At 47.5% G+C, this 25,555-nt stretch carries 24 protein-coding genes and 1 other annotated feature; of the genes, 20 read left to right on the plus strand and 4 right to left on the minus strand.

Features of this window, described 5'->3' with window-relative positions; translation table 11 throughout:
• Window positions 1-7: 7 nt before the first annotated feature.
• Window positions 8-2,437, minus strand: a complete 2,430-nt coding sequence (gene nirB, locus MHH93_RS14945; RefSeq protein ID WP_440390554.1) for a nitrite reductase large subunit NirB — start codon at window positions 2,435-2,437, stop codon at window positions 8-10.
• Between the two features lie 275 nt (window positions 2,438-2,712).
• Here nirB and MHH93_RS14950 point away from each other — a divergent pair, with 275 nt between their 5' ends.
• Window positions 2,713-3,420: a metal-dependent hydrolase gene (locus tag MHH93_RS14950; protein ID WP_440390555.1), complete on the plus strand. Its 708-nt coding sequence runs from the start codon at window positions 2,713-2,715 to the stop codon at window positions 3,418-3,420.
• A gap of 199 nt (window positions 3,421-3,619) precedes the next feature.
• Here the strand turns inward: MHH93_RS14950 and MHH93_RS14955 are convergent, their stop codons facing one another.
• Entirely contained in the window at window positions 3,620-3,940 is a 321-nt protein-coding gene (locus tag MHH93_RS14955) for a hypothetical protein (RefSeq protein WP_500054678.1), read from the minus strand.
• A 166-nt stretch (window positions 3,941-4,106) separates the two neighbouring features.
• Window positions 4,107-5,180, minus strand: a complete 1,074-nt coding sequence (locus MHH93_RS14960; protein ID WP_500054679.1) for a M42 family metallopeptidase — start codon at window positions 5,178-5,180, stop codon at window positions 4,107-4,109.
• Between the two features lie 643 nt (window positions 5,181-5,823).
• Here MHH93_RS14960 and spoVAC point away from each other — a divergent pair.
• The 17 genes from spoVAC (at window position 5,824) to leuS (ending at window position 23,252) form a co-directional block, all read left to right on the plus strand.
• Complete coding sequence (gene spoVAC / locus MHH93_RS14965; protein WP_036615164.1) at window positions 5,824-6,327, plus strand: stage V sporulation protein AC; 504 nt, start codon at window positions 5,824-5,826, stop codon at window positions 6,325-6,327.
• A complete protein-coding gene (gene spoVAD, locus MHH93_RS14970) occupies window positions 6,324-7,340 on the plus strand; it encodes a stage V sporulation protein AD (protein ID WP_500054680.1) in 1,017 nt (338 codons plus the stop codon). Before spoVAC ends, spoVAD begins: the two co-directional genes overlap by 4 nt.
• Before the next feature lie 5 nt (window positions 7,341-7,345).
• Complete coding sequence (spoVAE, locus tag MHH93_RS14975) at window positions 7,346-7,696, plus strand: stage V sporulation protein AE (protein WP_091028336.1); 351 nt, start codon at window positions 7,346-7,348, stop codon at window positions 7,694-7,696.
• 208 nt (window positions 7,697-7,904) lie between these two features.
• Entirely contained in the window at window positions 7,905-8,861 is a 957-nt protein-coding gene (locus MHH93_RS14980; RefSeq protein ID WP_427464007.1) for an AAA family ATPase, read from the plus strand.
• 3 nt (window positions 8,862-8,864) lie between these two features.
• Window positions 8,865-10,112: a DUF58 domain-containing protein gene (locus tag MHH93_RS14985; RefSeq protein ID WP_500054681.1), complete on the plus strand. Its 1,248-nt coding sequence runs from the start codon at window positions 8,865-8,867 to the stop codon at window positions 10,110-10,112.
• On the plus strand, window positions 10,109-12,322 hold the full coding sequence (locus tag MHH93_RS14990) for a DUF4129 domain-containing transglutaminase family protein (protein ID WP_500054682.1): 2,214 nt from the start codon (window positions 10,109-10,111) through the stop codon (window positions 12,320-12,322). The genes MHH93_RS14985 and MHH93_RS14990 overlap by 4 nt, the downstream gene beginning before the upstream one ends.
• 110 nt (window positions 12,323-12,432) lie before the next feature.
• Window positions 12,433-12,960 (plus strand): YqeG family HAD IIIA-type phosphatase, encoded by a 528-nt coding sequence (locus tag MHH93_RS14995; protein WP_036615148.1) that lies wholly within the window; start codon window positions 12,433-12,435, stop codon window positions 12,958-12,960.
• A complete protein-coding gene (gene yqeH, locus MHH93_RS15000; protein WP_500054683.1) occupies window positions 12,957-14,084 on the plus strand; it encodes a ribosome biogenesis GTPase YqeH in 1,128 nt (375 codons plus the stop codon). Before MHH93_RS14995 ends, yqeH begins: the two co-directional genes overlap by 4 nt.
• A 44-nt stretch (window positions 14,085-14,128) precedes the next feature.
• Window positions 14,129-14,998, plus strand: coding sequence for a shikimate dehydrogenase (gene aroE, locus MHH93_RS15005; RefSeq protein ID WP_500054684.1), 870 nt, complete (start codon window positions 14,129-14,131; stop codon window positions 14,996-14,998).
• 267 nt (window positions 14,999-15,265) lie between these two features.
• A complete protein-coding gene (yhbY, locus tag MHH93_RS15010; RefSeq protein WP_278298836.1) occupies window positions 15,266-15,559 on the plus strand; it encodes a ribosome assembly RNA-binding protein YhbY in 294 nt (97 codons plus the stop codon).
• Window positions 15,560-15,574: 15 nt separating this feature from the next.
• Window positions 15,575-16,165 carry a nicotinate-nucleotide adenylyltransferase gene (locus MHH93_RS15015; protein ID WP_074095918.1) on the plus strand — a complete coding sequence of 197 codons (591 nt, stop codon included), beginning with the start codon at window positions 15,575-15,577 and terminating at the stop codon, window positions 16,163-16,165.
• Entirely contained in the window at window positions 16,149-16,715 is a 567-nt protein-coding gene (gene yqeK / locus MHH93_RS15020) for a bis(5'-nucleosyl)-tetraphosphatase (symmetrical) YqeK (protein ID WP_500054685.1), read from the plus strand. Before MHH93_RS15015 ends, yqeK begins: the two co-directional genes overlap by 17 nt.
• A gap of 76 nt (window positions 16,716-16,791) precedes the next feature.
• Window positions 16,792-17,139 carry a ribosome silencing factor gene (gene rsfS / locus MHH93_RS15025; RefSeq protein WP_036615136.1) on the plus strand — a complete coding sequence of 116 codons (348 nt, stop codon included), beginning with the start codon at window positions 16,792-16,794 and terminating at the stop codon, window positions 17,137-17,139.
• Window positions 17,136-18,041 (plus strand): CvfB family protein, encoded by a 906-nt coding sequence (locus tag MHH93_RS15030; RefSeq protein ID WP_124115954.1) that lies wholly within the window; start codon window positions 17,136-17,138, stop codon window positions 18,039-18,041. The genes rsfS and MHH93_RS15030 overlap by 4 nt, the downstream gene beginning before the upstream one ends.
• 357 nt (window positions 18,042-18,398) lie before the next feature.
• On the plus strand, window positions 18,399-19,169 hold the full coding sequence (locus MHH93_RS15035) for a class I SAM-dependent DNA methyltransferase (RefSeq protein WP_500054686.1): 771 nt from the start codon (window positions 18,399-18,401) through the stop codon (window positions 19,167-19,169).
• Between the two features lie 221 nt (window positions 19,170-19,390).
• A complete protein-coding gene (locus MHH93_RS15040) occupies window positions 19,391-20,347 on the plus strand; it encodes a phosphotransferase family protein (protein WP_500054687.1) in 957 nt (318 codons plus the stop codon).
• Window positions 20,348-20,458: 111 nt separating this feature from the next.
• Window positions 20,459-20,729 (plus strand) — a binding site (T-box leader).
• 78 nt (window positions 20,730-20,807) lie between these two features.
• Complete coding sequence (gene leuS / locus MHH93_RS15045; RefSeq protein ID WP_500054688.1) at window positions 20,808-23,252, plus strand: leucine--tRNA ligase; 2,445 nt, start codon at window positions 20,808-20,810, stop codon at window positions 23,250-23,252.
• On the opposite strand, the gene comER is transcribed toward leuS, so the two are convergent.
• On the minus strand, window positions 23,233-24,078 hold the full coding sequence (comER, locus tag MHH93_RS15050) for a late competence protein ComER (protein ID WP_036615122.1): 846 nt from the start codon (window positions 24,076-24,078) through the stop codon (window positions 23,233-23,235). The two genes, leuS and comER, sit on opposite strands and share 20 nt — an antisense overlap.
• 186 nt (window positions 24,079-24,264) lie before the next feature.
• Here comER and MHH93_RS15055 point away from each other — a divergent pair, with 186 nt between their 5' ends.
• A complete protein-coding gene (locus tag MHH93_RS15055; RefSeq protein ID WP_500054690.1) occupies window positions 24,265-24,900 on the plus strand; it encodes a ComEA family DNA-binding protein in 636 nt (211 codons plus the stop codon).
• Between the two features lie 38 nt (window positions 24,901-24,938).
• Complete coding sequence (locus MHH93_RS15060) at window positions 24,939-25,460, plus strand: deoxycytidylate deaminase (protein ID WP_339306667.1); 522 nt, start codon at window positions 24,939-24,941, stop codon at window positions 25,458-25,460.
• Window positions 25,461-25,555: the final 95 nt, after the last annotated feature.

Here is a 25,555-nt window from a genome sequence, read left to right on the forward strand (position 1 = left end):
GGCTTGCTTATGGACGAGCCGACACTTCGATGCCGTGAAACATTTTGCTTTGGCCTTCCTCATTGCGAATCGCTTTTTGCCAAGGTTCTTCGACATGTTCAAGTGCGAATTCAATCCGCTCCATCAACGCTTTGCGTTCCTCAAGATTATCCACGACAACCGAACGAATATGCTCCAGACCCATACGTTCCACCCACTCGGAAGTCCGCTCCAGATAGTTACCTGTCTCGCGGTAATATTGCATGATGGCTCCGCACAGTTCAATTAACTCTTCATCTGTTTTCACTTTGCACAGGGAATCAGCAAGTCTTGCTTTAATACCGCCGTTACCACCGATAAAGATTTCCCAGCCGCCGTCGTTACCAACGATACCGATATCTTTGGTGCATGCCTCTGCACAGTTCCGTGGACAGCCATTGACAGCGTATTTGAACTTGGCTGGCAGATCCAGACGTTCGAATTTCCGTTCGATGCGAGCACCCATTGCCATGGAATCCTGTGTACCGAATCGGCAGAATTGGGAGCCGACACATGTTTTAACCGTGCGCAGCGATTTGGCGTATGCATAACCTGAAGGCATATCCAGTTCAGCCCAAACTTTAGTCAGATCTTCTTTTTTGACACCAATCAAGTCGAGACGTTGACCGCCCGTAACTTTGACTGCTTTCACATCATATTTGACTGAAACGTCAGCGATGCGTTTGAGGTCTGCTGGTGTAGTCACCCCGCCATACATCCGCGGTACAACTGTATACGTTCCATCTTTTTGAATATTCGCGTTCATGCGTTCGTTAACAAAGCGTGATTCCTTCTCGTCTTCATGCGTGTCCGGTGCAATCATGCCAAGATAATAGTTGATTGCCGGGCGACATTTGGAACAACCCTCAGGTTGGCTCCAACCCAATACATTCATGACCTCTTTGGTCGTTTGCAGTCCTTTTTGTCGGATCTCGGCTACGATTTCATCTCGCCCCATAGAAGTACATCCGCATATTCCCTGTTTGGCTCCACTGCTGAAACCGTCTCCCAGCACATATTGCAGAATCTGTTCCACAACCGGTTTACATCCACCGCAAGAGCGGGTTGCACCGGTACAGGCTTTGATTTCATCTACAGTAGTCAGGCCCTGGTTGGTAATGACATCAACGATAGTCCCTTTAGTGACCCCGTTACATCCGCAGACGATTTCGTCTTCCGGCATCGTTTCAACAGAGGTTGTTTTCTTATGACCGCCGCAACCTGTACCCATCAGTGAACCATACAGTTCTTCAGTCATTTCGGTCTGTTGTTTAATTAATTTTTGCAATTCGGCAGAATCCGTAATGTCACCGAAGAGAACCGCGCCGACCATTTTATTATCGCGAAGCAGAATTTTTTTGTAGGTCCGTTTCCAGTCATCTTTATGTGAGATAACGGTGTGCTCCGGACTGTCAATGAATTCACCGGTTGAGAAGACATCAACACCCGAAATTTTCAATTTCGTGGATACAACAGAACCTTCATAAGGAGCCGTCTCAACACCGCAGATATGTTTGGCCAGAATCATGCCTTGCTCGAACAATGGGGCAACGAGGCCGTAACATACGCCGCGATGCTCTGTACATTCACCGACCGAATATACATTCTCAAGTGAAGTTTGCATGTAGTCATCCACAACAATACCCCGATTTACTTCCATACCGCTTTCACGGGCTACAGCAGTATTAGGTTTGATTCCTACAGCCATGACCACAAAGTCAACATTCAGAACGGAATCATCGGCAAAACGAATACCTTCAACTCGTTCTCCGCCCAGCAGTTCGGAAGTCTGTGCACCCATTTTGAAACGGATACCCTGACGCTCCAATTCTGCCTTTAACATGGCTGAAGCTTGCGGATCAAGCTGACGTTCCATCAGATCTTCCATCAGATGTACCACGGTAACTTCCATGCCAAGTTGTACCAGACCTTTGGCAGCTTCAAGACCCAGCAGTCCGCCCCCGATAACGGCCGCTCTTTTGTACTGTTTGGCAGCGTCAAGCATGACGTTACAATCGGCGATATCACGGAAACCGACTACGCCTTGCTTGTCATGTCCCGGTACCGGAAGAATGAAGGAGTTGGAGCCGGTTGCTATAATGATTTTGTCATAAGGGAAGCGAGTTCCATCCTCCGTTACAACTTCCTGCGTCTCGGCATCGATTCGTGTAACTGTTGTGCCTGTGTGCAGTGTAATACCATAATCCTGATACCAGTGGAGATCATTCAGTACGATGTCATCCAGTGTTTTGCTGCCTTCCAGTACATAGGACAACATAATGCGGTTGTAGTTAGGATAGGGCTCTGTGCCAAAAACCGTAATATCAAATCGCGAAGTTAATTTTAAAATTTGTTCAACCGTACTGATTCCTGCCATACCGTTACCAATGATAACGAGTTTCTCTTTTTTTCCGTTCATGTGTGTATGCCTCCTTGGATAGACGCTGTACATTACCTGCAATTTTAGTGGTTTATATTTGAAATTATACAAGGTGTTAACGATAATTTATGTGATTTAATTCACTAATAAAGATAGAAGAGTCATAAATTTAATAGTGTGAGCCCCATCACAGAAAATAATATTTATTTTATATAATTAAGAAATACGAACTATTGTTCTTGTTTTGGTTTCGTTGTACTATCAAAAGTGGGCTATGTATGTTCCCTATTTCTTCGAAAGGACGTTTTTGCATCATGATGGGAAGATCCCACCTTATGATCGGGACAGGCGTATCGCTATCTGTACTTCAGTTGGCTGGTATGCCGGTGACTGCACCGGCAGTTACGGTTGCCCTGATCGGTTCGTTATTGCCTGACATCGATGAGCCGAATTCGCTGCTGGTATCGAGAGCTTTGCCTAACAGTCTCATCAGGCTGTTACAGACCGTTCTTTTGCCAACAGCTGTATTTGTGTACTTTTATGTTCATGCCAAACCATGGAACCTGTTGCTCGCGATTCTCATTGCGCTTGTGTCATTCCTGCCTTCGCGTTCTCTTCGCAAAGTGTTGATGTTCGCCATTGGACTCGGCCTGGTGTTCTACGGTCACGCATTTGCCCCGTGGAATCTGATTGCAGGCAGCCTGCTTATGCTGTGTACCACGCTTACTCATAGGGGATTAACGCATACCCTATATGGAACGGCGATATGGGCTGGTTTACTCTACAGTACGACCCATCAGCAGGGACCGGAAATTTGGGTGGCGGGAGGTACGGCGTATGCCATGCACCTGTTGGCCGATTCGCTAACCAATCGGGGGATTCGTCCGTTACCACCGCTCAAGTGGCGCATACGGGTGAATCTGATGAGTACAGGAACCAAGCGTGGGGCCGTTGTGGAGAATGTCTGCATTGTGCTTACCCTTATTTTGGCCTGGATTGCATTCTCTCCGTTATTTCTGTAGACATCCCAAAACGCCAGTCCAATAGACTATGGACTGGCGTTTACAGGTATGCCAATTCAGGATTGAGAAGGCGAATCGGTAAGGCTGTCGATATCCGAAGAACCGAATACAAATAAAACAATAAGAATTACAATGATCAATAGCTCAGCGAAACCACTTCCGTCAAAGTCAGACATCACTTCAACCTCATTTCTTGGCGTTAAGAATTGATTCTCTGTTGGAAAGCCCGTATAACATCATTCAAAGTCATGTCCCCACCAATCTCATCCAGGAATTGCACCAGTTTGTCTTGATTAGACGGTGTAATATTCTGTAACGTTTTATATTGCCCGACCAGTTCAACGACCAGTGTAGCTTCTCGAAACAACGTGACCGCATCCACTCTTAACTTCCCACTTACCAGTAATGCTGCAACAATAAGTTCCAGATTTTTTCCTTTAAGGTTTCCATTGAGAAGGGTGTTTGCGGCATTTGATTTTTTGGAACCTTTATTCGATTTTCCATTCCTTCTCACTGCCATAACAGGTCCCCCGCTGCTTGGTGTTTGAATCATCTACCGTTATTGTATCTTATGTGTAATTTCCTATAATGTTCGGCCTATTAATCTATAAGAGGATATAAAAAAGAGACCCCCTGATATCGTGAGGGGGTCTCTTGTCCAATTAAAAATAATATCAATTTAATTGTTATGCATTATTAATGATGGTATTCATCGTTGTCCGATCCAGACCCTTCACAAGCTTTACAATCAGTTCTTTGGCCGCATCGTAGTCATCCGTATGAATGATGGAAGAAGAGGTGTGGATATAACGGGCACAGATCCCAATCACGGTTGAAGGTACACCGATACCACTTAAGTGAACTTGACCTGCGTCAGTACCCCCTGGTGAGATGAAATACTGCATTTTGATCTGATTGGATGAAGCCGTATCTTGAACATATTCCACCATTCCGCGATGAGTGAACATACCCGGGTCAAAAATACGAAGCAATGCCCCTTCTCCGATATATCCAAATGACTGTTTGTCACCTGTCATATCATTCGCAGCACTACAGTCAAGCGCGAAGAAGATATCCGGCTGGATCAGATTGGCTGCTGTACGTGCACCGCGAAGCCCCAGTTCTTCCTGAACTGTTGCACCAGCATAAAGTGTGTTAGGCAGTTTTTCCTTATGCAGCGCTTCAACCAGTTCAAGCGCAAGTCCTACGCCATAACGATTATCCCAAGCTTTAGCCATAATTTTCTTCGTATTGGCCATGGGTGTGAATTCACAGATCGGCACGATTTGCATGCCCGGATGAATGCCCCAGGATTCTGCTTCTGCCCGATTGTCCGCTCCAATATCGAGATACATGGTGTTCAGATCAACAGGTTTGTTCCGTTGGGACTCGTCCAGCAAGTGTGTAGGTGTAGAACCTACAACTCCGGTAATCCGACGATCCGGTGTGATAATTTCCAGTCGTTGAGAAAGTACAGCCTGACTCCACCATCCACCCAGTGGACGGAATTTGATCATACCTGTTTCGGTGATGCCCGTGGTCATGAAACCCACTTCGTCAAAGTGTCCGGCTACCATAACTTTAGGACCGGAATCCTCCCCGCGTAATACACCAAATAGACTCCCCAGGCGATCCTGGACGAACTCATCGGTATAAGCGGACAGTTGCTCTTTCATCCAGCCGCGAAGCTCACGTTCAAAACCGGATGCGGAGGGAAACTCCGTCAACGTACGAAACATTTCCATCGTTTTTTCATTCATGTGTCAACAACTCCTCTGTCGGTATGTATTTCAGGTCACAGTAGAACGGCTACCCGCCTGTTGTCCCTTAAGATGTAGTTCAAAAAGTCCACTTTTTGAATACTCACTTTAAAATGCTGAGGACTTGTTATTTAACCACTGGTCACATTACAGTATGAACCTTGCGCAAGTGATTGTCCATGTTTATGTCACGTATTTAAGGCATGTTTTGGGCGCTTGACTAACCCAAGTTTCATGGCTTTATCCGCGTCAGCCGTAGTCCTGGAGCTACTTCAATGAATATGAATATACAGAGGAGATGTCATCATTTTGTGAAGTTTATATACTCAATATTTCCTTGTCTCATACAGGAAGGAGCTAACTATCCAATGAAGCCTCCGGAAGAGGGCACGGAAAAAGTACTGTTCATCGTTCTTTTTATCTTGCTCGTGATTGTTCTTCTTTATTTATAGAACGTATCTATGAGCCTTCAAATCCGGCGGATCTCCAACCTGTTTCCACCGTATGATCTTGTTGGAAACATATGCTGTTTGTCGCCGGATACATAACCTTCCCATGATTAACAAACAATGAATATAGGATTACACACATTGGCATAGAGCCGTAGCTTTGAACCATTTTCACATAGAGGAGGTCTTGTATCTTGCCAGCTCAATCTGCATCCGGAAGCGAAAAAAAATCGTCGTCTCTGTCCATGGATGAAAAGGAGTACAAAAAAGTTGCAAAAAAACATGAGCCGCCTCGTCCAATTCTGAAAAATTGCCTCAAGGCATTTCTGGTTGGGGGCACCGTCTGTTTAATTGGACAGGCCATTCAAGAGGCTTTCATGGCCGGTTTTGACATGACATCCAAGGAGGCTTCCAGTCCTACGGTGGCGGTCATGATTCTTATATCGGTTATTCTAACCTGTCTCGGCGTTTACGATAAAATGGCTCAATGGGCAGGAGCGGGAACGGCTGTGCCGGTTACCGGATTCGCCAACTCCATGTGTTCTGCTGCATTGGAACATCGTGCGGAAGGCCTGGTGCTCGGTGTAGGGGCGAACATGTTTAAACTTGCTGGTTCCGTTATCGTGTTTGGTGTTGTGGCAGCATTTGTCGTGGGGATCGTTTACGCCTTTTTGGGATTTGGAGGTGGGCACCTATGAAGCGATTGGGTCGCCAAACGTTGCAGTTTGAGAATCGTCCGCGAATTATCGGTAAAGCAGCAGTTGTAGGACCCGATGAAGGCAAGGGCCCCTTGTCTTCAGATTTTGATTACGTCTATGACAACCTCGAGATCGGTGAGAAGACGTGGGAAAAGGGAGAACGCAAGCTGCTCGAACAGGCCTCCCAACTAGCTTTGGTTAATGCCAATATCACCAAGGAAGAGCTTCACTTTTTCGTTGGTGGAGATCTGATGAACCAGATTATCAGCAGTTCCTTTTCAGCTCGGAAATTGGGTGTGCCTTACCTGGGTGTCTTTGGAGCCTGTTCTACTTCCATGGAAACATTAGCGCTAGCTTCCATGATTGTTGATTCCGGAGCTGGCGATTATGTCCTTGCAGGAACGGTCAGCCACAATTGCACGGTTGAGAAACAATTTCGTTATCCGACCGAATACGGCTCCCAGAAGCCGCCTTATGCGCAATATACCGTAACAGGTGCAGGGTGTGGCGTGGTCTCTCGTACTGGTGATGGTCCTGTAGTTACCGCAGCCACCATTGGACGAATCATGGATTTGGGTATCAAAGATCCCTTTAATATGGGTTCAGCGATGGCTCCGGCAGCAGCCGACACCATCATCTCTCATTTCCGGGATACGGGATTGGAACCCGGATATTATGATCTCATTGTAACTGGGGATCTGGCATCCGTCGGTCTGCCGATTACCAAAGAGCTTTTGCAAAAAGAAAGCATTCCGATGGAACAGACCGTTTTCAATGACTGCGGACTGATGATCTATGATCGGGAGAAACAGCCTTATGTTGTTGCCGGGGGAAGTGGGTGCGGGTGCTCTGCCACAGTAACCTATGGTCACATTTTGAATCGAATGCAGAAGGGCGATCTTAAGCGTGTACTCATTGTTGCTACCGGGGCGCTGTTGTCTCCGATTTCGTACCAGCAGGGTGAAAGTATTCCCTGTATTGCTCATGCAGTAGCCATAGAAAAGGAGGGATAAATGGAATGCAGTTCTTGTGGGCATTTATCGTTGGCGGTTTGATCTGTGTCGTAGGACAGCTTCTAATGGATGGTGTCAAACTGACACCGGCTCATACCATGAGCACATTAGTTGTGGCAGGAGCGGTTGCTGATGCACTCGGCCTGTATGATCCGTTGGTCAAGTTTGCAGGAGCGGGTGCTTCTGTACCCATCACAAGCTTCGGTAACTCTCTGGTACATGGGGCATTGACTGAACTTGAGAAAGAGGGATGGATTGGAGTTATTACCGGGATCTTTGATCTGACAGCGGCGGGAATATCATCAGCGATCATCTTTTCTTTTCTTGCGGCACTGGTAGTACGGCCAAAAGGTTAACATCATATGGAAGATTTAATTTGAACATCGTGGATTCAGCAGAGGCTCCGGATAACATTTATCCGGGCCTTTTTTGTCGTATTCATGCGAGAACTGCGGTGAATCTGACGGGCTGGAAACAAATTGTGAGTTCCTTCGAGTGTACTCACGCCCGCGGATCATGTACAATAAAAGGAAATCTGTATGCTTTTTTAGGAGGTTAGACCACATGCCTGTGCGCAAAGAGTCGATCCAAATCATATCCGCAGTTCGTTCGAATCTGGAATCCTGCATTATGGGGAAATCCTTTGAAATTCAACTTTTACTTACAGCTTTGCTTGCAGGCGGGCACGTTCTGATTGAAGACGTACCGGGAACTGGAAAAACGCAGTTGATCAAGGCATTATCGAAATCCATGCGTGGGGAGTACCGACGCATTCAATGTAATCCTGATATTTTACCCAGCGATATTACCGGCGTATCTGTGTTCCACCCGAAGGATGAACGTTTTTATTTCCGTCCAGGTCCCGTGATGACCAACATCTTGCTGGCTGATGAGATTAACCGGGCCACAACGAAAACTCAGTCGGCGTTGCTTGAAGTCATGGAGGAGCGAAGTGTAACTGTTGATGGCGATACGTATGATCTGCCACATCCGTTCATGCTCTGTGCAACTCAGAATCCGATTGATTTTGAAGGTACGTACACATTGCCAGAAGCGCAATTAGACCGGTTTATGTTGAAAATAAGCCTTGGTTATCCGGATAAAGAGATTGAGAAAATCCTGTTGAAACAGCATCAGCTCGGTCAGCCTGTAGATCGTCTTGAATCCGTGACGCATATGGACCAGATCTCAGTAATTCAGCAGGAGATTAAAGAGGTCTTTATCGGCGATCCCGTTATGGACTATCTGCTTGATGTCGTACGTCAAACCCGCTCCCACCCATCTGTATTGCTGGGTGCCAGCCCACGGGCAGCCATATCGTTCATGATGGCCGTAAAAGCCTTTGCTTTCTTGCAGGAACGTGATTATGTGCTGCCGGATGATGTGAAAACGATGGCCCCTTATGTGATTTCTCATCGTATTGTGCTTCGTCCCGAATCAAGACTGGACAGTATGAGTTCCGAGGCCGTTTTGAATGCCGTACTCCAGCAAGTACGTGTGCCCGTCTCCATGGGGCAATAGTTTATGAAGCCGCTTTTGAGTACAGTCAATAAAGGGTTACGCCACCCACGCGTATGGAGCATCGCAATGGTGTGGATGTGCTGTCTGGCTTATGTTTTGTTCCAGGGCGGGAAGACATCCCTTATGTTACTTTCGATGGTGACCCTGCTCTGTGTGTATCTTGCTATCGCTGGATTTAGCGGTGTACGACGTGCTCAGGGAGTGCGTAGGTTATCTTCCGGTTCGGACCATGAAGAACTGCTTCATGCAGGGGATCAGGTTCAAGTACAGCTGAGTCTGACGATTCCGGGATTCCTCCCGCTTCCCTATGTTATTGTGCGTGAGATGCTGCACCGGCATAATGGAGAATCGTGGTCGTTCAAGGAAAGTTTGATTCCCAATATGCGAGGGAATGGCGAGTTGTCATTTCAGACACCGCCACTTGAGCGGGGAAAGTATGTTTTTTCAGAAACGGAATGTGCCAGCGAGGACATATTTGGACTGATTGAACATCGAGGAAAGTTTAAGGCCAAAGGTGAGTTTCGCGTACTGCCAAGAACGGTATTTATTCCATATTGGCAGCTCTACGACCGCAAATCACGATTATCCGGTCCTCAGACGGCGTTAACCCGTTCACGGAGAGAGACCACTCAGATTAATGGTGTACGTGACTACGTATACGGAGATCGACTTTCCCGCATTCACTGGAATGCAACCGCAAAGACAGGGAACTGGAAGTCCAAGGAGTTTGAACATGAGTCTGTGCCCAAAACCATTCTGGTTCTGGATGCCCTGGCATCAAGTTATGAACATGGGGATGCATTTGAAATTGCCGTGTCCACCGCTGCCTCTCTGCTGGAGTATGGCGCCAGGGAACGAATGGGAATGGGATTGTTGACATTGTCAGACGAGACATCCTACATGGCCCCCAGTGAAAGTCAGCTGGAACGACAGAAAATGATGCATCATCTGGTAGATATTCAATACAATGGTCAGGATACACATCTGTTGCCTGGTGTGGAAAGAATCGCACGTCAACTGCCTCAGGGAGCTTACTTTGTTGTGATTTCTCCCCAGAAGGATGAAAAAATATTGGAACTGTTGCGCTGGGCTGATACGCGGGGCATGACGCCATGTCATATTCTGATTGATACCAGTGAATCCCGCCGGAGTGCGGAGTGGAATGCCATGTTGCGTGGAAGAGGCACGAGGTCATTCACTGTTTCTCACTTGCAGGAGCTTCCAACGGTGATGGGGGGAGGTTCTGTATGAGTACAAAAGGAAATGAAAGTGTTGCAGGCAAACGATCCTGGTATCATGCAGCGTCATTGCTCTGGATTTTCCTGATTGGCATGCAGTGGATTTCATTTACGCAGGAATCGTGGTATACGGAGACGACTTCTCTGGTGTTATGGACACTTGCAGCGGTCAGCGTGCTGGAGGTCATTCTGCCCTTTAAAACGATATATCGGGCGGTCATCAAGGCGATTGTCGTTGGTTACATTTTGCATAAAACATTAATTGACTACTCGGTGTATATCCCTTATGGCTCTTTAACAGACCGAGCGGAGCAATTCATATTGCACATGACACCGTACATCTGGTTTTCCCTGTGTGCATGGGTGATGCTTGAAGCTGCCCTTCGTCTCGTGACAACAACACGTCGCATTCTTGTTTTCCTGGGTGTCAACATCATTTCGATGGGCATTCTCGATTCTTTCACACAGATTCCACTCTGGATTGAAATCGCATGGGTGATGTTTGCGGGGATGGGATGGCTAGTATGTCAGCATTTCCGTAACTATCAGCTACAGTATCCACAAGGTTGGAAACGAATCATCCGTTATCCTTATAAAATCCTGGCCAATATTGCCATTATCTTTTCTTTAATTATTGTAGCCAGCGTCAATATGCCGGAGATCCCACCCACCTTGACGGACCCGTATACGGCTTGGCGTAACTATACCGGAACTTCCACGAGTCAGGCTGGTAACGGAAACCTTGATATTCCGGCCGCTACCGAATCGGGATACAGTAGGGAAGACAATCAGCTGGGTGGAGGATTCAATTTCGACTATACCCCTGTCATGTCTGTCACGACCAATGAGCGTAGTTACTGGCGCGGTGAGACACGTGCAGAGTATACAGGCACAGGCTGGGATGACCGTGGACGGGGTGCTACAGAGAATGTTGAAGCCGGACAGCCTCTGGAGAACGTTGAATCCGGAAATGTGAATACCAAACAAGTAATTCAGAACGTAACGATGCTGAATGACAATGTCTATCCAATTCTGTTTGGTGCTTATTCGATCTCGGAAGTGAGTTCCATTAACGGTGAGGACAGAACGGAACGTATGCTGTGGAATGCCGAACAGGCTGAACTGCATGTGGTGACAGACCGTCAGCAGCCACAGTATCCCAAGACATACACCATCGTATCTGAAGCCCCTGTGATTGTGGAAGATGAGCTGCGTACAAAGTCTTTTGAAGATCTGTACAACAGTAACCCTGCAGATGATATGTACTTGCAGTTACCATCCCGTTTCCCTGACCGGGTCTCGAATCTGGCAGCCGAGATAACGGCATCTGCGAATACGCCGTATGAAAAAGTGGCATTACTGCAAAACTATTTACAAACTAATTTTGAATACACGAACAATCCGGATTTATCTCGAAAAGTAAGCAGTGACTTTGTGGAAGGCTTCCTGTTTGATATTATGGAAGGCTACTGTGACTACTTCTCTACTGCGCTGGTGATGATGGCGCGCTCGGAAGGCATTCCTGCAAGATGGGTTAAAGGTTATGCGCCTGGACAACTGTCTCTGAATTCGGACATGCAGGCTCCGCGTCAACCTGGTGCGGAGATTGAGACAACCTACACCGTTACCAATGCAGATGCACACTCCTGGGCAGAGGTCTACTTTGGTGAGTATGGCTGGATTCCTGTTGAAGCAACACCGGGCTTTGATATGCCGCTGCTCACGGAACAGCCTGATGTACAGCCTGTAGATGAGCCTGAAGAACAACCAGAAGAGGAGCCGGTACAAGAGGAAGAGCAGACCCCTGCACCTGAGCAGACATCGTCTGCCATCCCGACTTTTGTTATCTGGGCTGCAGGAGTCATCATTGTATTGTGGGTAGCATACATGTTCTGGCGTAATCGATTCTCCATGCGATTCTTCCTGCTTCGTCTGCGGACAGGTGGACCGCTCACCCCTGAACAGAAGGTGGTTGCGGAGACCGAACGTTGGATTCATTATGTGAAACGCAAAGGACTGACCCGGAGCGGAGACGAGACACTTCGTGAATCGGTAGCTCGCTGGAGCCAGGCAAAACCTGCTGCAGAAGCTACTTTGCATGAGCTTCTCACGAAGTTTGAACAGACTCGCTACAGTCCGGCGTCCGTAAAAGTCGACGACTGGAAGGCCGTCTATCAGACTGCCTTGAAGCTGCGGAAAGAACTGAAAGCGGAACGGGCATAGTTGTTGCCCGTCCCGTTTTTCCTTTTTTCCTTTGCCATCAGGCGCTGTATGCATTTTCAGGAAAGACGGATTTGTGATATAGTGTGTCGTATGAAACTGAGGTGACTTCTTTGTTTAAAATGTTAATGCCCAAGCTGCGTGTAGACACGGTTTTTGACATTAATCTGGAAGAGCTGTACGCTCAAGGCTACCGTGGAATTATAACTGATCTGGATAACACACTCGTTGGAGCCAAAGCCCCTGATGCTACGCCCGAACTGATTGAATGGTTTGCGCGTGTGAAAGAGGCGGGTTTCAAGCTGATGATTGTGTCCAATAACAATTTGAATCGTGTATCCCTGTTTGCGACCCCGCTGGATATCCAGTTTGTGCATAGTGCACGCAAACCATCGAATGTACCGTTTCGTAGAGCAATGAAAATGATGGAGTTATCTCCTGAAAACACGATTGTAGTAGGCGATCAGATGCTTACGGACGTCTATGGAGGGAACCGAATGGGGTTATATACCGTTCTGGTACTGCCAATCTCCATTGGGGACGAAGGCTTTATGACTCGCTTCAATCGGCGCGTGGAACGGATTGCTCTAACGAGTTTACGCAGGAAAGGCTTATGGCTTGAGGAGGAAAAGAAGAAATGACAGAAACGCATAACGGCAATCTTGCCGTAAGGTGCAGCGGATGCGGCGTGCATCTGCAAACAGAAAATCCGGAATTACCAGGGTTTATTCCCGAGAAGGCATTGGATCGTGAACCGGTTATATGCCAGCGCTGTTTCCGTATCAAAAACTACAATGAGTCATCATCCGTTACGGTGGATCAGGACGAATTCCTGGCTCTGCTTAGCAAAATCGGGGATAAGGATGCACTTGTCATCCATATCGTTGATTTGTTTGACTTTGATGGCAGTATAATCTCCGGTCTGCAACGTTTTGTTGGCAACAATCCGGTATTGCTTGCTGTGAACAAAACGGACTTGCTTCCAAAAGTAACCAACTGGAACAAGGTTCGCAACTGGGTGCAGAAGCAAGCCAAAGAACAAGGTTTGCGCACCGTGGATGTCGTCTTGTGCAGTGCGAAGCAGAATCAGGGCTTCGACCGATTGCTTGAGCTTGTGGGAACGTATCGCGAAGATCGTGACGTGTACGTGGTTGGCGGTACCAATGTAGGCAAATCCACATTGATTAACCGTCTGATTCGTGATTACAGTGATCTGGAGCAGGAACTGACCACATCCCGTTATCCAGGCACAACGCTGGATATGGTGAACATTCCCTTGGATGATGGGAAATATATTATTGATACGCCCGGAATCGTATACCCATGGCGTTTCAGCGAGATTGTTTCCCGTAAAGATCTCGCTGCCATCATGCCTGAAAAGCCGCTTAAACCGGCTGTGTATCAGTTGAATTCCGGTCAGACGCTGTTCTTCGGCGGCATGGCTCGATTTGACTTTGTGGAAGGTGATCGCCAGTCGTTCACGTGTTTCATCAGCACAGCGCTTGATATTCACCGGACGAAGCTGGAGCGTGCAGATGATCTGTACCGCGACCACCTGGGAGAATTGTTATCTCCGCCAACCCGTGAGAATGCAGCAGAGATGGCTGAATGGACCAGACATGAATTCCGCATCAAACGCGGCAGTCAATCGGATGTATTCATCTCGGGTCTGGGCTGGATTAAGGTTAATGGCGATATTGGAGCGCTTGTTGCTGTTCATGCTCCAAAAGGCATTCGTGTACAGATCCGTCCATCATTGATCTAACAAATTCTCAGAATCTGTACATCAGATGGATCGGAGGCTTACCTATGTCTGAGCAGAAAAAGTTCAACCCTTCACTCCCCGTGTTGCTTGGTGTCATGGGTGATCCTATTGCTCACTCCAAGTCTCCGGCAATGCATAATGCGGCTCTGCTGGCTGCAGGAGTGAATGGAATGTATATGCCACTGCATGTTCTTCCGGATCGACTGGAAGGGGCAGTTCGGGGAATTGTGGCACTTGGCTATCGTGGAGTCAATGTCACCATCCCGCACAAAGAGCAGGTCATGCAGTACCTGGATGTGATCGATGAAAGTGCTCGTCTGATTGGTGCGGTGAATACCATCGTCAATGAAGGTGGAACACTGACAGGGTATAATACGGATGGTATTGGCTATGTCCGATCCCTGAAGGAAGAGGCTGTACCTGAGCTTGAGGGCAAACGCATTGCGGTACTGGGAGCAGGTGGAGCAGCGCGGGGCGTCATATACGCCCTTGCACTGGAGAAGCCTGAGCATATCCACATTCTGAACCGTACAGCGGACAGAGCTATTGCACTTGCTTCGGATTTACGGGGCCATGGTCTGGGAGAAATCTCGGGTAGCGGCTTGGAAGACGTTGCAAGGGTTCTGGCTACGGCTGATATCGTTATTAACACAACGTCTGCCGGAATGCATCCGCATGTTGATGACGTACCAGTCGACCCTTCATTGATTCGTGAAGGAGCAGCGGTAAGTGATTTGATCTACAATCCGCTTGAGACCCGTCTGCTTCGGGAGTCACGGATGCGCGGATGTACGGTGCACGGTGGTCTGGGTATGTTTGTATACCAGGGCGCAGTGGCCTTTGAACATTGGCTCGGCATTCCGGCTCCAGTGGAAACGATGAGACAAGCGGTACTAAACAGTTTTGAAGTGTGAAAATGATATTAAGAGTACAGGCAACAACGAGTGCAGAACCAATCTGAAGAAACGGAGTGGTCGCATTTATCACCGGATTTTCCCTTTGTGAAAAGGGATCAAAAAAATCTGGGGATAACGGCGATCGGAAGATGGTACTGCAATCGGAGTCACCTTGTGTACTCAGAGATCATTTTCACCATTGAAAAATAATAATTGAATGGTCAGGTCCGGACAGTTTTGTGCTGTCGATCAGGGCCTGCTCAACATAAGGAGTATGGAGTATTCATGTTAAACGGTAAACAAAAGCGCTTTTTGCGGTCACAGGCACATCACCTGACCCCTGTATTTCAGATTGGTAAAGGTGGAACGAACGAGCACCTGTTCCGTCACATCGAAGATGCGATTGAGAAGCGCGAATTGATGAAAGTGCAAGTGCTCAACAACAATGATGATGACAGAAAAGAGATGGCAGAAGAAGTTGCCCGTGAAACGGGAAGTGAGCTTGTACAACTCATCGGTAACACAATCATCCTGTACAAAGAATCGCGCGATAACAAACAAATCGAACTACCTAGATAAGGGAGTGTGACGCGGGTGAAGATCGGCATCATGGGTGGTACGTTTGATCCGATCCACATGGGACACCTCCTGGCAGCTGAAGCAGCAAGGGATTCACATGCTTTGGATGAGATCTGGTTCATGCCTTCTCATGTTCCACCTCACAAACGCGGAGCCGGAGCGTCGGGACAGCAACGTCTCGATATGACGGAAGCGGCTGTGAAGGGTGTGCAGCAATATGAAGTGCTGGGTATCGAGATGGAACTGGGCGGAGTGTCTTATACCATCGATACGATGAAGGAACTATGGCGTCGCCATCCGGAACATGAATTTTATTTCATTATCGGAGCGGACATGGTGAACTATCTTCCCAAATGGGAGCAGATTGAAGAACTTGCCGAACGGCTAACCTTTATCGGGGTTGGTCGGCCAGGCTTTCAGTTACATCTGGATGATCTTCCAGACGAGTTACAGGATCGGGTCCTGCTGGCCGAGATGCCCTTGGTGGATATTTCATCGACAGCCGTTCGCAGACGTCTTGCCAAAGGACATTCGGTACGCTTCATGATTCCTGATGAGGTGCACCAATACATTGTAAGGAGCGGTTTATATGGCACTAAGCCGTGATGGACTGATTCAAGCCGTATCCGGACAAATGCCGGAAAAACGCTGGAAGCATACACTGGGCGTGATGGAATCGGCAGTGATGCTGGCTGAAAAATATGGTGCTGATCCTGTAAAAGCAGATTTGGCAGCGATATTGCATGATGTGGCAAAATACTGGCCCGTAGCGGAGATGGAAGCGGTCATCCGCGATAACGGATTAAACCAGGAACTTCTGCAACATGACAAGCAACTCTGGCATTCCGAAGTCGGTGCTTTTGTAGCCGGGCGTGATTACGGTGTAGAGGATTCCGAAGTTATTAATGCCATCCGGTGGCATACCTCGGGTCGGGTAGGCATGAGCCTGCTTGACAAAGTGGTATGTCTTGCCGATTATATTGAACCGGGACGAGATTTCCCGGGAGTGGATCACATTCGCGAACAGGCTGAACATAGTCTGGAAGAAGGATTAATTGCCGGATTCGATTCGACGATCAGCTTGCTGATCTCGCAGCGCCGTGTTATTTATCCTTTGACCGTGTTGTCGCGCAATGACTTGATTACTCAACTATAGAGGTTGTTCAAAAAGTCCGCTTTTGATTACGAAGGATCTTTTTGAACACACAATTACAGATTATGGAGGTTGGTTCATGACAGTATCATCGAAAGAACTTATGAATATGGCGGTTGCTGCCGCTGACGACAAAAAGGCATCCAATATTGTAGCGTTGGATCTGATTAATGTTTCCCTGGTGGCAGATTATTTTGTTATTTGTCACGGGAATTCCGATACACAGGTACAGGCCATTGCCACTGAGATTCGCAAACAGGCTCATGCAGCCGGAGCGACGATCAAAGGTATTGAAGGTATGGATTCCGCACGTTGGGTACTGATGGACATGGGCGACGTTGTTGTTCATATCTTCCACCGCGACGAGCGTGAATACTACAACATTGAGCGTCTATGGTCTGATGCCAAAGTGGTGGAGACGGTATGAGTTTGATTGCTGGAACAGTCGTCTCTTTGCCGGTTTCACGTGAAGTGTCTCCGTTTGGTTTCTTTTTGACGACAGGATCGGAAGATGTACTGCTTCACTACACCGAGTTAACGCGGGATATTAAGATTGGCGAGACGCTTGAAGTATTTGTATTCTTTGATACGGAAGATCGTCTGGCCGTAACGATGAAGAAGCCTTATCTCATGCTTGGCGAAATGGCACGACTGGTTGTGGCTGATGTTCACCCACGACTGGGCTGTTTCCTGGAAATGGGACTTGGACGGCAATTGCTGCTTCCTATTCGTGAATTGCCTGAACTGGAGGAACTGCGTCCTCAAGTGGGGGATGAAGTCTTTGTAATCATGGAACATGACAAGCAGGGACGTCTGCGTGCCAAATTGGCCGGGGAACGTGAACTTTCACCATTGGCTTTCCATGCGCCAACTTCATGGTTAAACGAATGGGTTGAAGCAACGGTATACAAACCACTGCAGATGGGTACTTTTGTACTTGTAGAGGGCGGTGTACTGGGCTTTGGCGCAATTGGCATGATTCATTCATCCGAACGCAGTCATATGCTGCGTCTTGGTGAGAAAGTTAAATGTCGGGTGACACTGGTACGTGAAGACGGACGTGTGAATCTGGCCATGACTCAACTCAAACAAGTTGGACGTAACGAAGATGCAGACAAACTGCTCGCTTTCATGAAAGAACGCCCTATGGGTGGCATGCCTTACTCGGATGCAACTCCGCCGGATATCATTAAGCAGCGTTTTGGTATCAGTAAGTCTGCTTTCAAGCGTGCCTTGGGCAAATTGATGAAAGATGGACTGGTGGTTCAAAAGGAAAGCTGGACGTATCTGTCCGAATCTGCTCCTGCGGATCAAAGTGAAAACAAATAATTCTTTTGAATAATTTCGTAATATGAAACTCGGAGAAGGCAGGGATAGGCTGGGTAAACACCGGATGCCCCTGTCTTTACTTTTGTTATATAAATTGAACTAAACATTTACATGAAACGGAGAGGACAGAAAGAACCTGAAGAAGCGTAGCGTTCGCCTAAAAGCTTTCTAAAAGAAAGCTGCTTCGGAAGCACACGCTATCCCCGGATTTAATCCTTTATAAAAGGAATCAAAAAAATCTGGGGATAACAGTGATCGGAAGGTTGTTCTGTCATTGGAGTATCCAGTGTAAATATTCTTTAGTTCAACTTATATAGATCAGGATTGGAAAATGAAATTGAAAGTGCGGTGCCTGACATGTCTTACCGGAAATTTGCCTATGTCTATGATGAATTAATGGAAGATATGCCTTATCCGGACTGGATAAGGTTTGCAAGAACAGCGTGGGAAAAGCATGGAATGCCCAAAAGTGTCGCTGAACTTGGCTGTGGAACGGGCTCCATTACGATCCCGCTCGTGAACTCCGGTTTCGAAGTTACAGGTATTGACCTGTCAGCAGATATGTTGTCGGTTGCACGCAGCAAGATGGAGGCAACGCCTCAGGGCCACCGATTGTATCGGGAAGGCAGCGTACGTTGGGTGCAGCAAGATATGCGTGACTGGCGAGTTCCGGAACCTGTGGATTCAGTGATATCTTTCTGTGATTGCGTGAATTATCTGCTTGAACAAGAAGATGTTGTTCGAACATTCCAGCGGACATATGAGATGTTGAAGCTGGATGGAACGTTTTTGTTTGATGTGCATCATCCCAATACCCTTATTCGTTATGATGAGGAGCAGCCTTTTGTCCTGGATGAGCGCTCTGTATCTTATATTTGGACTTGTGATCTGGACCAGGATCGTTGTGAGATTGAACATCATCTCAGTATTTTTTCGCGTGTGGAAGATGGTAGCAAGGATATATACCAGCGGTTTGAAGAAGTTCATGTCCAGCGTGCATATAATCCGGACTGGATGAAGCTGGAGTTATCCAAGGCAGGTTTTAGAGATGTGAAGGTATATGCGGATTTTGAATGGAAAGAGGCTGGAGACAGCGCACAACGCTTGTTCTACGTTGCTGTGAAATAAGAACAAATCTCGAGAACTGTCCTTATGTTTGGTACATAAGGGCAGTTTTTTTGGTTTTATTCCCCATATCAAGTGAGTGACGTGTTTCCGTAATCGGGGAAAGAAATGTTAGAAGAAACTTATGAGCGTGACAAAAGTATTGCCAGTTAAAGTAAAGGAGGCGATAATAGTCGGGTAGAAAGCGTTTTCTGAGAGATCAATAGTCGAGATGAGGTGTAGAAGTGGAAAGTACATATAAAACAAGGCTTACGTCAGAACAACTGAATGCCATAATCGAGCAGCATCTATCTGCAAGTATACAGGACTACAAGGAAATGGTGGATGGCTGGGCCAATCATGCATATCTCATTACATTGAGTGACGCACAGCGAGTGGTACTCAAAATTGCCCCTTCGGCTTCCACCAATCTGATGCGCTGCGAGCAGGATCTGATGATCGCCGAAGTTGAGGCAATGCGTCTCATCAGCAAGTTACAGGATGTCCCTGTACCCCAGGTGTTGGCTTATGATGACTCGTTAACCATGGCTTCAGCGCGTTATTTCATCATGGAGTACATGTCTGGAACACCCTACAATCAGATCAAGGATCAGTATTCTGCGGAAGAGCAGGAGGCCATTGAACAACAACTGGGGCGTTACAATCGTCGAATTAATGAAATCAAGGGCGAGAAGTTTGGATATTTCTCGGAGCAAAAACAGCGATATTCCACATGGAAAGAAGCATTTATGAATCTGATGGATGACATTCTTGCGGATGGGGAAGAAGCCGGGATTACATTTTCAATGGATTACCCTGAATTGAGACGCTTGATTGAAGAAAAATCGGATGTGCTGGATGATGTAGAGGAACCTGTGCTTGTAAGTTGGGATCTGTGGGATGGCAATGTTCTAGTAGACAAAGGTCGCATCACAGCCATTATTGATTTTGAACGTTCACTGTGGGCAGACCCTCTGATGGAGCATTATTTCAGTCATTTTAACTATACACCCGGTTTTGTGAAAGGTTATGGGCGTGCGATTACGACTGAAAGTGAGCTAAAAAGAAGAAGTCTGTATGACTTGTACTTTGATCTGGTACTGCGCATTGAGTGCGCTTATCGCCAATATGACAATCAGGAACATGTGAATTGGACTATTCATAACCTGGAGGAAGGCATTGAGCGGTTTTGGTTATCCTGAACAGCAACCCGCGTTATGAAGGTTACAAACCGTGAGCTTTAAGAAAGCGAATATAACGTGTCATATTGACTTTGGGCTTGCTTTTTTATATAATGGTCCCGATATTGTATACATATTTCGATGATAAGGATCAGTAGTAATTCCTGTACATAACAGAGAGCCGGCGGTTGGTGCAAGCCGGTTGACAGTGATTTGCGAACTCGCCTTGGAGAAATGCGGTGATTACACCATTCTGCTTAACCTACTGGCATTAAGCCTTTGGTTCAGGAATGGAAATCCGCATCGGTTAACCGCCGTTACAGGTCCAAAGGGAGTGGATGACGAAGCACGTTCGTCCACTAACTAGGGTGGTACCACGGGAATTCAACCTCTCGTCCCTAGCGCTGCAAACGCTACGGGATGCTGAGGTTTTTTTGTTGCAATTAAAACTAAAACGAACAACCAGAAGGAGGAACAATAGATGAGTGAGAATAACCAGCCGAAGCATGGCTACCAGCCACAAGTCATGGAAAAAAGTTGGCAGCAATACTGGGATGCAAATAAAACGTTTAAAACAGGTGAGGATCCTGCCAAACCGAAATTTTATGCATTGGATATGTTCCCTTATCCATCCGGTTCAGGTCTGCACGTAGGTCACCCGGAAGGATATACAGCAACGGATATCGTTTCCCGTTACAAGCGTATGCGTGGTTATAATGTATTGCACCCAATGGGTTGGGATGCTTTCGGACTGCCTGCTGAGCAGCATGCATTGGATACAGGTGAACATCCACGGCATATTACATTCCGCAATATTGACAATTTCCGCCGTCAGATCAAATCGCTCGGATTCTCTTATGACTGGGATCGTGAGATCAGTACAACGGACCCTGAGTACTACAAATGGACACAATGGATCTTTATCCAGCTGTACAATAAGGGCCTCGCTTATGTGGATGAAGTCGCAGTGAACTGGTGCGAAGCACTTGGAACGGTGCTGGCTAATGAAGAGGTTATTGATGGCAAAAGTGAACGTGGTGGACATCCGGTTGTACGTAAACCGATGCGTCAATGGGTACTGAGAATTACCGAGTATGCAGAGCGTCTGTTGGAAGACCTGGAAGAGCTGGATTGGTCTGAAAGTATCAAGGATATGCAGCGTAACTGGATCGGTAAATCGACAGGTGCGGAAGTTGTTTTTGCCATTGAAGGTCGCGAAGAAGTTATTAAGGTGTTTACTACCCGTGCGGACACATTGTTCGGTACGAGCTTTGCAGTACTTGCTCCGGAACATGAGTTGGTAGAAGCAATTACAACGGATGACCAGCGTGAAGCGATTCAGGCTTATCAGGAGCAGGCTTCTCGTAAGAGTGATCTGGAACGTACGGATTTGGCTAAAGACAAAACAGGTGTATTCACTGGTGCTTATGCAATCAATCCCGTTAATGGTGCAAAACTGCCGATCTGGATTGCTGATTACGTTCTTGCAGGTTACGGTACAGGTGCGGTTATGGCTGTTCCGGGTCATGATGCACGTGACTGGGAATTTGCTAAGCAATTTGGTCTGGATATCATCGAGGTTATTCAAGGTGGAGACGTTACACAAGAGGCATATTCTGGTGATGGCGCGCATGTGAATTCCGATTTCCTGAACGGATTGAACAATGAAGAAGCGGTTGCCAAGATGATTGCTTGGCTGGAAGAGAACGGTAAAGGACAAGGGAAAGTAACCTATCGTCTGCGCGATTGGCTGTTCAGCCGTCAGCGTTACTGGGGTGAGCCAATCCCGATTCTGCATCTGGAAGACGGAACGATGAAGACCGTACCGGAGGATCAACTTCCACTGCTGCTGCCTGATATCGACCAGATCAAACCTTCGGGTACTGGAGAATCACCACTGGCGAATGTTACGGAGTGGGTGAATACGGTAGATCCGGAAACGGGAATGAAGGCACGTCGTGAGACCAACACCATGCCACAATGGGCGGGTAGCTGCTGGTATTACCTGCGCTTTATCGATCCGCACAATGACAAGGAACTGATCTCCAAGGAGAAACAGCAGCAGTGGCTGCCTGTTGATCTGTACATTGGCGGAGCGGAGCACGCGGTGCTTCACTTGCTGTATGCTCGTTTCTGGCATAAAGTGCTGTATGATCTGGGTGTTGTGGATACCAAAGAGCCGTTCCACAAACTGGTGAACCAAGGTATGATCCTAGGCACGAACAATGAGAAAATGAGTAAATCTCGTGGTAATGTCATTAACCCGGATGAAATTGTGAATGAATTCGGTGCGGATACATTGCGTCTGTACGAAATGTTCATGGGACCATTGGAAGCGACAAAACCGTGGAATGCAAACGGGGTTGAAGGCATGCACCGCTTCCTGTCACGTGTATGGCGTCTCTTCATTAACGAAGATACAGGAGCCATCAATGACAAGATTACGGTGGACGGTGGAACGGATGAGTTCAAGCGGACTGCTCACAAAACGATCAAAAAAGTTACGGAAGATCTGGAACACCTGCGCTTCAACACATCCATCAGCCAGCTGATGATCTTCATCAACGATGCGTACAAAGCCGATACACTGCCTCGTGAAGCGATGGAGAACTTTGTACAACTGTTGTCACCACTGGCACCGCATATGGCTGAGGAACTGTGGAGTCGTCTGGGACATGAAGGTGGAATCTCTTACGTGGCTTGGCCTGAATATGATGAGTCCATGACAGTGGATGCGGAAGTGGAAATTGTTGTTCAGGTAAACGGTAAAATCGTAACTCGTGCTACGGTTGCGAAGGATCTGGATGCACAGGGCATGCAGGACTTTACGATGGAGCTGGCACCTGTTAAGCAGGCGCTGGAAGGCAAGACCATTCGCAAGGTCATTGCCGTTCCAGGCAAACTCGTTAATATTGTTGCCGGTTAATCTCGCCGGCTCGAAATAGTTCATCCAGCTTTAACAAATCTTCATCATATTTGTCATGTGTCGTGTGGATCAGGCTGTCGAAAACACCGTCGAGACTAACCTTCAGCAGTGCAAGTGCCTGAGCGGTAATGCCGCCAGGTACAGCAACACGAGCCTGAAGCTCTTGCGGTGTGTATCCTCCTTCGGTGAGTAGCTTGCCTGTTCCCAGGAGCATCTCGCCAGCCAGAGCACAGGCATCTGCCCTTTTGATACCTGTCAGCTTCACTGCACTTTCGATCCACTGTTCCAAAAAGAAGGATATGAATGCAGGTCCGCAGCTGGAGAAGTCGGATGTGATGCGTGTACAAGCTTCATCCACTTGGTATGGCCTGCCTATATGGCTAAGCAGACTTTCCAGCACAGCACGGTCTTCACTAGTCATTCGTTCGCCGTGTATACACAGGGACGCGCCGCTGCCAACCTGATGTGTGACGCTGGGAATAACTTTGGAGACTTTGCAAGGAAGTGAAGATTCCAGATGGCGCAGCTGCACGGGACTGGTGATCGAGACAATTATATGATTGGGATTCACGACAGGCAGGATGTCGTCAATGACATGTTTGAATTCAAGCGGCTTCACGCACAGGAATATGATATTACTTCGGATCACCGTTTCCCGATTGCTCTGGGATTCATGCAGACCGGGGTAACGGAGGGATAACTGCCGTACTTTGGACGGGGTTCGATTGCTGGCGGCGATCTGCCGCGGCTCGAGTGCACCTGATTGGATCAGGGCATAGATCAGCAGGCTGCCCATGCTGCCGGTTCCGATAAATCCAACCTTCATTGTTTCAGGCCTCCTTTCATGCTTTACGGTACTGGCGCAGTTCTTTCCATCTATTCTATGCGTGAGGACCTGTTTTACATGACATGAAAAATATACAACTTGTTTCACCAGAGAAGTCCAACGGTTCGGAAGCACCGCCCGTGTTCGAAATGAATGATTTTGAATTCAGGGAGAGGTGTGGAAGAAATGAGATGGAACAAAGGCATGACCATTGCTGCTGCGGTGGTTGGAAGTATACTCATATTATGGTCGGGCAAAAGTGAACAACCACCTAGTGGCTGGGAACCCTTGCAGCTCGGCACCGAAAAGCCGACGATAGAGCAGGAACTCCCTGCTGTACAGTCGGCTACTTCGGTTCAGGGCAATACAGGAGCATCATCAGGATCGGATGCAAGTGGAATGCAGACTGGGAATGATGCAAAGGCAGATAAGTCTAAAGAGCTTGCGAGCGCTTCAGTTGAAGGTGATTCGGGAGTTCAAACTCCAAGTCAGGCAAATGATAATCCACCAGACACCTCAAATTCGATTGAACCAGTTACGCAGGGTACTAATTTGAATCCTTCGGTTACTTCGGAGACGGCATCAAGGAGTAATCCACCTGTAGTTCGTGAGGAGGCTAGCGACAATGGCAAGATTGATGTGAATACCGCTCCTGTCTCCAAGCTTATCGAGCTTCCCGGAATTGGGGAGAAGAAAGCTCAAGCTATTGTGGACTATCGGAATGCACATGGTCCTTTTGCGAAAGTTAGTGATCTGACAAAGGTCAAAGGAATAGGCATGAAGATGCTAGAGAAGATGGCACCCTATGTGCAGATCCGGTAATATGAGAATAAAAATGTGTTGAGCGGGAGGAAAGTAGCATGAGTACAGTAGAGGTACGCAAGGATTGGGATACGTATTTTATGGACATCGCGTATATGGTTTCTACCCGTTCCCGCTGTTCGCGTCGTCACGTAGGTGCCGTTCTTGTTCAAGGTAAAAAACTGCTGGGAACAGCCTATAATGGCGCACCCACCGGTGTTCCGGATTGTTCTGAAGCAGGTTGCATGATATCTGAAGAGTATGAGTTGGTCGTGACCGATGGGCAAGAAGACATGGTGAAAAAGCAACGCTGCATTCGCACAATCCATGCGGAGCAAAATTTGCTTTTATTCACAGATCGAATCGACCGCGAAGGCTCATCTGTGTATGTGACCGACGAACCTTGCTGGACATGTGCCAATATGCTGGCGAATAGCGGGATTACAGAAATCGTCTTTCATCGTTCTTATCCTAAAGATACCGGCAAGGTTACGAATATGATGGAACAGAAGGGCATAACATTCCGCAAGCTGGAGAATTACCAGCCGCCGCGGGAAACGATGATGACTGTGAGCAATTAATCTGAATATGGTCGAGTATGCGAGGGAGAACCTCCGGCAAGCCTGAATTGGCTTTCCGGAGGTTTTTCTGCGTTCAACGGGTTACACAAAAGGAG

This window comes from Priestia sp. FSL H7-0729, from assembly GCF_038005685.1.
Lineage (GTDB): Bacteria > Bacillota > Bacilli > Paenibacillales > Paenibacillaceae > Paenibacillus.